The organism is Rhizobium sp. 01L419, from assembly GCF_056400025.1.
In genome coordinates this window covers 347,994-355,567 of sequence record NZ_JBFTSM010000004.1, presented here as the reverse complement: position 1 = coordinate 355,567, position 7,574 = coordinate 347,994, and the positions used below count along the sequence as shown (strand labels likewise).

6 protein-coding genes are annotated in these 7,574 nt (G+C 60.7%); 4 read left to right on the top strand and 2 right to left on the bottom strand.

Going from position 1 to position 7,574, the window contains the following annotated elements; all coding sequences use genetic code 11:
* Positions 1 to 1,013 (bottom strand): galactonate dehydratase (dgoD, locus tag AC1DUP_RS11675; RefSeq protein ID WP_477832722.1); only part of this gene is annotated, 1,013 nt, incomplete at its 3' end.
* A 70-nt stretch (positions 1,014 to 1,083) separates the two neighbouring features.
* Positions 1,084 to 1,824 carry a FadR/GntR family transcriptional regulator gene (locus AC1DUP_RS11670; protein ID WP_477832721.1) on the bottom strand — a complete coding sequence of 247 codons (741 nt, stop codon included), beginning with the start codon at positions 1,822 to 1,824 and terminating at the stop codon, positions 1,084 to 1,086.
* A gap of 191 nt (positions 1,825 to 2,015) precedes the next feature.
* Between AC1DUP_RS11670 and AC1DUP_RS11665 the strand changes: the two genes are divergently transcribed.
* From AC1DUP_RS11665 to AC1DUP_RS11650, 4 genes are all read left to right on the top strand, one after another.
* A complete protein-coding gene (locus tag AC1DUP_RS11665) occupies positions 2,016 to 2,447 on the top strand; it encodes an OsmC family protein (protein WP_113295937.1) in 432 nt (143 codons plus the stop codon).
* 146 nt (positions 2,448 to 2,593) lie between these two features.
* Complete coding sequence (locus AC1DUP_RS11660; RefSeq protein ID WP_113295938.1) at positions 2,594 to 3,202, top strand: TetR/AcrR family transcriptional regulator; 609 nt, start codon at positions 2,594 to 2,596, stop codon at positions 3,200 to 3,202.
* Positions 3,203 to 3,251: 49 nt separating this feature from the next.
* Positions 3,252 to 4,391 (top strand): efflux RND transporter periplasmic adaptor subunit, encoded by a 1,140-nt coding sequence (locus tag AC1DUP_RS11655; RefSeq protein ID WP_477832720.1) that lies wholly within the window; start codon positions 3,252 to 3,254, stop codon positions 4,389 to 4,391.
* A gap of 26 nt (positions 4,392 to 4,417) precedes the next feature.
* Positions 4,418 to 7,564: an efflux RND transporter permease subunit gene (locus AC1DUP_RS11650; protein WP_477832719.1), complete on the top strand. Its 3,147-nt coding sequence runs from the start codon at positions 4,418 to 4,420 to the stop codon at positions 7,562 to 7,564.
* The last annotated feature ends 10 nt before the right edge of the window (positions 7,565 to 7,574 follow it).

Below are 7,574 nucleotides of genomic sequence, written 5' to 3'. Positions count from 1 at the left end.
CCGTCGGCATACTGGAAGACCTCCTTGTTGGAGATGTAGTCGAGGATGTCGTTGCCCTTGTTGTAGTGGATGCCGAGGCTCTGTTCCTGAATGAAGGCATTGTAGGAGATGGCGTCGACCTGCAGGCAGGCGGCAAGCGCGATCGGACCGAGCGGGCAATGCGGGGCGACTGCCACGTCATAGGCTTCGGCCATGGCGGCGATCTTGCGGCATTCGGTGATGCCGCCGGCATGCGACAGGTCCGGCTGGATGATGTCGACATAGCCGTCCGACAGGACCGACTTGAAGTCCCAGCGGGAATAGAGGCGTTCGCCGAGCGCGATCGGCGTCGAGCAATGGTTGGCGATTTCCTTCAGGGTCTCCCGGTGTTCGGAGAGTACCGGTTCCTCGATGAACATCAGCTTGTAGGGCTCGAGCTCCTTGGCGAGAACCTTGGCCATCGGCTTATGCACACGGCCGTGGAAATCGACGCCGATGCCGACATGCGGGCCGATTGCCTCGCGGATGGTGGCGATGGTCTCGACCGCCTTGTCGATCTTCTCGTTGCTATCGACAATCTGCATTTCCTCGCAGCCGTTGAGCTTGATGGCCTTGAAGCCACGGGCCACAACGTCCTTGGCGTTGCGGGCGACGTCGGAAGGGCGGTCGCCGCCGATCCAGGAGTAGACCTTGATGCGGTCGCGCACCTGGCCGCCGAGCAGCGAGTGGATCGGCTGGCCGAGCGCCTTGCCCTTGATGTCCCAGAGCGCCTGGTCGATGCCTGATATCGCCGACATGTGAATGGCACCGCCGCGATAGAAGCCGCCGCGATACATGACGGTCCAGTGGTCTTCGATCAGGAAGGGATCCTTGCCGACAAGGTAATCGGCGAGTTCGTGGACGGCGGCCTCGACGGTCAGTGCGCGGCCTTCGACAACCGGTTCGCCCCAGCCGACGATGCCCTCGTCGGTTTCGATCTTCAGAAACAGCCAGCGCGGCGGGACGATATAGGTGGTCAGTTTGGTGATCTTCATGGAAATCGTGCTTTCGTTTCGCTTCGTGTTCCGGTCGGTGGCCGAGGGCGCCGATATTTTCTGAGTTCGGTTATTTCGTCCTGCCGGCCGCGGTGAGGTCGCGTTTGGCGAGGTCGAGAATTCGGTTGACGCAATCGCGCGCCTCTTTCGCGTCGCGCAAGCGGAAGGACTCCACGACCTTGCCATGAAGGGCAATCGCTTCCCGGTGATCCGGCATGGCGAGGTTCGACGCGTGAAGTGCGAATTTCAGTGCGGCATGGATGGCGCCGGAGAGGCGATGGAAGACCTGGTTATGGCTCGCCTTGAGAAGCACGGTATGAAAGAGGAGATCCGCCTCGGTGAAGGCCTCCGGATCGTCGCACGCCGATTGCATGCGCTGCCAGGCTTCCTCAAGATCGGCGATCTCCTGGGCGCTCGCACGGCTTGCGGCATATTCGGCCGCTGCCGGTTCGATCGTGCGGCGCGCCTCCAGGATACTCGCCAGCAGGTCGAAGTCGCCGAGATGCGGCCCCATCCACTCCAGCACATCCTGGTCGAGGATGTTCCATTCGTCCTTGTCGCAGACGGTGGTGCCGATGCGCGGCTTGCCGCGTACAAGCCCCTTGGATTCCAGGACTTTCAGAGATTCTCGGATGACGGTGCGGCTGACGCCATGGAGGTCGCAGAGGTCGTTTTCGCGCGGCAGCAGCGTACCGGCGGGGTACCGGTTGGCGCAGATATCCACGGCAATCGCCGCCGTCACGTTACGGCGGACGCGCGGCCGGCGCTCGGGCGCTGCGTTTTTCTCATCGCGTCTTGCTGCGGGCTGCATCGGAAGGTTCCTCGTGGCCACGTCTTTTAAAGCAATCATCATACACAAGCAATCTTCTTGTATGATGATTGGCATTCAATCTGATGTCGTCTTCCGCGGATAGAGGACTATATTGCCGGTCGGAAGGGCAGAACGTCCTTCGCGGTGGAGCGGCGCAACGCTTCGAAAATCAGTTGAAACAGGAGGACGGCATGCAGATCAATCGCACAGGTTCGGCTCAGTGGTCGGGCGGTCTCAAGGACGGCAAGGGTCAGATCTCGACTCAGAGCGGTGCGCTGAGCAATTACCCCTATGGCTTCGCAAGCCGTTTCGAAGGCATTGCCGGCACAAACCCGGAAGAGCTTATCGGCGCTGCCCATGCAGGCTGCTTCACCATGGCCCTGTCGCTGATCCTCGGCGAAGCCGGCCTCAAGGCCGACCACATGGAAACATCTGCCAAGGTGACGCTTGAAAGTGTAGAGGGCGGTTTTGCCATCACCGCCATCCATCTGTCGCTGACCGGCAGCATTCCTGGCGCCGACCAGGCAAAGTTCGAAGAGCTCGCCAACATGGCCAAGGCCGGTTGCCCGGTGTCCAAGGCGCTTTCGGCCGTTCCGATCACGCTCGACGTCAAGCTCGCCTGATCCTTCCAGCGTTTCAATCGAATGCCGCAGCCTTCCGGGCTGCGGCATTTTTGTTTGCAGCGCAAAATCATTGACAAGTGAATGATGATATTTTACGACTGATGAAAATCAAAATTCGTCAGTCGTAAAAAGTCAGGCTTGAAACCATGATCGACATCGCGGAAACCACGCTGGACGTCACACGGCAGGAAAATGTCACCCGTATTCTGGATGCCGCAGAGCGGCTCTTTCGCCACTACGGCTATTCCAAGACGACGGTTGCGGATGTGGCTCGCGATCTCGGCATGTCGCCCGCCAATATCTATCGCTTCTTTGCTTCCAAGGTTGAGATCCACCAGGCGATCTGTGGACGCATGTTGGCCGCCAGCTACGAGCTTGCAGTCAATATCTGCCATCAGAACATCGGCGCTTCCGACCGGCTGCGCCAGTATGTGCGCAGCCAGTACCAGATGACGCTCGACACCATGCTCGACCAACAGAAGGTGCATGAGATGGTGATCGTTGCGATCGAACGCGACTGGCATGTCATCGAGAAGCACATCGACTCCATTCACGCACTGATTGCCGACGTCATCCGGGATGGCATCGCTGCCGGTGAATTCGCCGACCAGGACCCCGAGGTAGCCTCCCGCTGCTTCGGGGCGGCGACCATCAATCTCTGCCATCCGCAGATGGTGGCCCAATGTCTTGCCAAGACAAACCGGGCGGCCGTGGACGAACTGATCGAATTTTCGATCAGGGCATTGAAAAAATAAACGCGGCAAAAACCGTCAAGAAAACCCGAAACGATCAGGAGTGCGAAAGATGTTTTCGCTCAAGGCCTTCAGCAATCGCATGCCGTCCGTCATGAGCTTCGCGCTCCTTGGCGCGGTCGGTCTTGGCGTCGCAGGCTGCACGGAAGAAAAGGCAGAGGTCAGGCAAGTCATCCGGCCGGTCAAGGTGGTCGAGATCGCCAAGGCCGGCGATACCCGCACGCTCGACTATTCGGGATCCGTAAGGGCGCGCACGGAAATGAATCTCGGCTTCCGCGTCGCCGGCAAGATTACCGAGCGTCTCGTCGATATCGGTCAGCAGGTGAAGCCGGGTGACGTTCTCGCCCGGATCGACTCGACCGACTACCAGCTTGCGGTGAAGACTGCAGACGCCAATCTCGCCGCCGCCGAGAAGGCCGTCGAGACGGCCGACATCGCCAACCGCCGCGCCGAGCAGCTCTTCGACAAGAACGTCGCGCCGAAATCCCAGGTCGAACAGGCTTCGCTCAGCCATGACCAGGCGATTTCGAGCCGCGATGCTGCAGCGTCCGCGCTCGACCAGGCGAAGAACCAGGTGAGCTATACGGAACTCAAGGCGGACCATAGCGGTATCGTGACGACCATTAATGCCGATGTCGGACAGGTCGTGGGATCTGGCACGCCCGTCGTTGCCGTTGCCGTCGATGGCGAGAAGGAAGTGCAGATCGCCGTGCCGGAAAACGATATCGCCCAGTTCAAGCCCGGCAAGACCRTGAAGGCGAGCTTCTGGTCTGATGACAAGCTTGTACATGAGGGCACCGTTCGTGAGGTCGCGGGTAGCGCCGACCAGCAGTCTCGTACCTTCGCTGTGCGTGTCAGCCTGCCGAACGATCCGCGTGTGCTACTCGGCATGACCGCGACGATCGAAGCCGATGTCAGCAATACGAACACGTATGTTTCCATCCCGCTCAGCGCGCTGGCGCAGAAGGACGGCAAGAAGGTCGTCTGGACCGTCGATCGCGGAACGGCGACCGTGCACTCCCGCGGCATCGAAGTCGCCGATTTCACCGCCGACGGGGTTCGTGTCGCCAAGGGGCTCGATAGCGGCGATCTCGTCGTGGCCGCCGGTACACAATTCATGAGCGAAAATCTGAAGGTTAAACTTCCCGATCAGCAATCGGCTGCCGCCGAAACGGACGCAACCGTCCGCTGAACGGCTGATAGAGAGGGAACAGGATCATGGATGCCAACACCACTGAAAAGCGCCCCTTCAATCTTTCGCGCTGGGCGATCGGCCATCCGAGCATCGCGCGCTTCCTTTTCGGGCTGATCCTGATCACCGGCGTGCTCGGCCTGACGCGCATGGGCCAGAAGGAAGATCCGGACTTCACTTTCCGCGTCATGGTCGTCCAGGCGATTTGGCCGGGCGCTTCCCTTCAGGACATGGAAGACCAGGTCACCAACAAGATCGAGCGAAAGCTGCAGGAAACGCCGCATCTCGACTGGGTGAAGTCCTATACGCGTGCCGGCAGCACGATCATCACCGTGCAGGTGAAGGGTGATACGGATTCCGCCCAGGTCGCCGATGCCTTCTACCAGGTGCGCAAGAAGGTCGGCGATATCAACGGCGACCTGCCGCAGGGGTTGCTCGGCCCGTATTTCAACGACGAATTCGGCGATACTTTCATCACGCTGCATTCGATCAGCGGCGACGGCTATTCCTATCCTGAGCTGAAAAAGTACGCGATCCAGGCGCGTGACATGCTGCTGACGACGCCGGGTGTCGAAAAGGCCGTCATCATCGGCGACCAGCCGGAGAAGATCTATATCGACGTCTCCTCCAAGGCGCTCGCCGAGCGCGGCCTGACGATCCCTGACCTGCAGAACGCCATCAAGGGCCAGAATGCCGTCGATCCGGCCGGCAACGTCGATACGGGCTTGCGTTCGGTGCGCATTTCGGTTGAAGGCAACGTCCATAAGGTCGAGGATATCCGTGAACTCCGCCTGCGCTCCGGCAATCAGGTGACGCGCCTTGGCGATATCGCCACCGTCACCTCCGGCCTCGAAGACCCATATCAGCGCAAGTACCGCTATAACGGGCACGAGAGCGTGCAGGTCGGCGTCGTCATGGCCAGGGGCTTCAAGGTCACTGACGTCGGCAAGGACGTGGACGCGACCTACAAGCGGTTCGAGGATTCGCTGCCCTATGGCGTCTCTGTCGACCAGATCTCCAACCAGCCTGACGTCGTGACCGATGCGGTCAGCGAATTCATGCATGCGCTCGGCGAGGCTCTCGCCATCGTGCTCATCGTCTCGTTCCTGTCGATCGGCTGGCGTTCGGGTCTTGTCATCGCCATTGCCATTCCGCTGGTGTTGGCCGCGACCTTCGCCATCATGTACGAGCTTGGTATCGACCTGCAGCGCATTTCGCTCGGCGCACTCATCATCGCGCTCGGCCTGCTTGTGGACGATGCAATGATCGTCGTCGAATTGATGGAGCGAAAGCTCGAGGAAGGTCTCGTCAAGATCGACGCGGCGAGCTTCGCCTATTCCTCGACCGCTTTCCCGATGCTAACGGGTACGCTGATCACCACGGCCGGCTTCATTCCCGTCGGCTTTGCGGCATCGACGGCAGGCGAATATGTGCGCTCGCTCTTCTATGTCGTCGGCATCGCGCTGGTGACTTCCTGGTTCGTGGCTGTCTATTTCACGCCGTGGCTCGGCTACATGATCCTCAAGCAGCGCAAGCATGCCGGTGAACATCACGACGTGTTCGACACCCGCTTCTATCGCGGCCTGCGTCGCACGGTCGGCTGGGCGGTGCGCCATCGGGTCATCGTGCTTGCGCTGACGCTTGCCACTTTTGTCACCAGCCTGTGGAGCTTCCAGTTCATTCCGCAGAACTTCTTCCCGCAGTCCTCCCGTCCGGAAATCCTCGTCGATCTCTGGCTGCCCGAAGGCACGAGCATCAAGCAGGTGGAAGTCGAGGCCAAGGCGCTGGAAGCCAAGATGATGGACGATCCGGACAAGAAGTTCATCGCCACCTATATCGGCGAGGGCGCGCCGCGCTTCTTCCTGCCGCTCGACCAGCAGCTTAGCAACCCGAACTATGCACAACTCCTGATCATGGCCAATGACGAACCGGCGCGCGAGCGGCTGATCACCAAGCTCCGGACAATCCTCGCGGAAGATTTCCCCGACATCCGCGGCAAGGTTGACCGCCTCTTCCTCGGCCCGCCGACGGGCTGGCCGGTGCAGATGCGTGTCATGGGTCCCGATCGTACCGAAGTGCGCAGGATTGCCGACCAGGTGAAGGAACGCTTTACGAAAGATCCGATACTCGGCGCTGTCCACGACGACTGGCTGGAGCCGGTGCCGGCGATGAAGCTGGTCATCGACCAGGACCGTGCCCGCGCGCTCGGCGTCACCTCGCAGCGTGTCCGCCAGATGCTGCAGACCGCCATGTCCGGTGCGCCGCTCGACGACTTCCGCGACGGCGAGGAGACGGTCTCGATCGTCGCTCGCGAGCCGGATGCGAACCGTTCGCTGCTCTCGGCCGTCAATTCGGTCTATGTGCCGACGGATTTCGGCGGCTTCGTTCCTGTCTCGCAGATCGCCAAGGTCGTGCCATCAATGGAACAGGGCATCGAATGGCGGCGCGACCGCCTGCCGACAATATCGGTACGTGCGACCCTGCCTGACGATGTCCAGTCGAACGACGTGGTGACCAAGCTCTATAACGACATGCAGGATCTGCGCGACAGCCTGCCTGCCGGCTACAACATCGAGATCCAGGGCGGCGCGGAGGATTCGGCCGAAAGCCAGGCGTCGATTGCCGCCAAGGCGCCGATCATGCTCGTCGTCATCATGATCCTGCTGATGGCCCAGCTACAGCATTTCGGCAAGGCGATGCTGGTCTTTGCCACCGGCCCGCTCGGCATTATCGGCGCGGCCTCTGCCCTGCTGATTAGCGGCGCACCCTTCGGCTTCGTGGCCATCCTCGGTGTTATCGCGCTACTCGGTATCATCATCCGCAACTCGATTATCCTCGTCGACCAGATCGACCAGAACATCAAGGCGGGCATGCACAGGCATGAGGCGATCATCAGCGCGGCCGTGAACCGTTTCCGGCCGATCACGCTGACGGCGCTGACGGCCGTGCTGGCGCTGATCCCGATTTCGCGCGGTGTCTTCTGGGGTCCGCTTGCTTACGCCATGATGGGCGGCATCCTGGTCGCCACCGTTCTGACCATCCTCGTGCTGCCGGCCGGCTATGCCTTGTTCTTCGGCCGCGAGCCAAAGGCGAAGGATGCAGGAAATGCCAATGCCAACCAGGAAGAGGCGGATGAGGACATGCACCATCCGCCGGCATTGGCAGCCGAATGACAAAATGGCG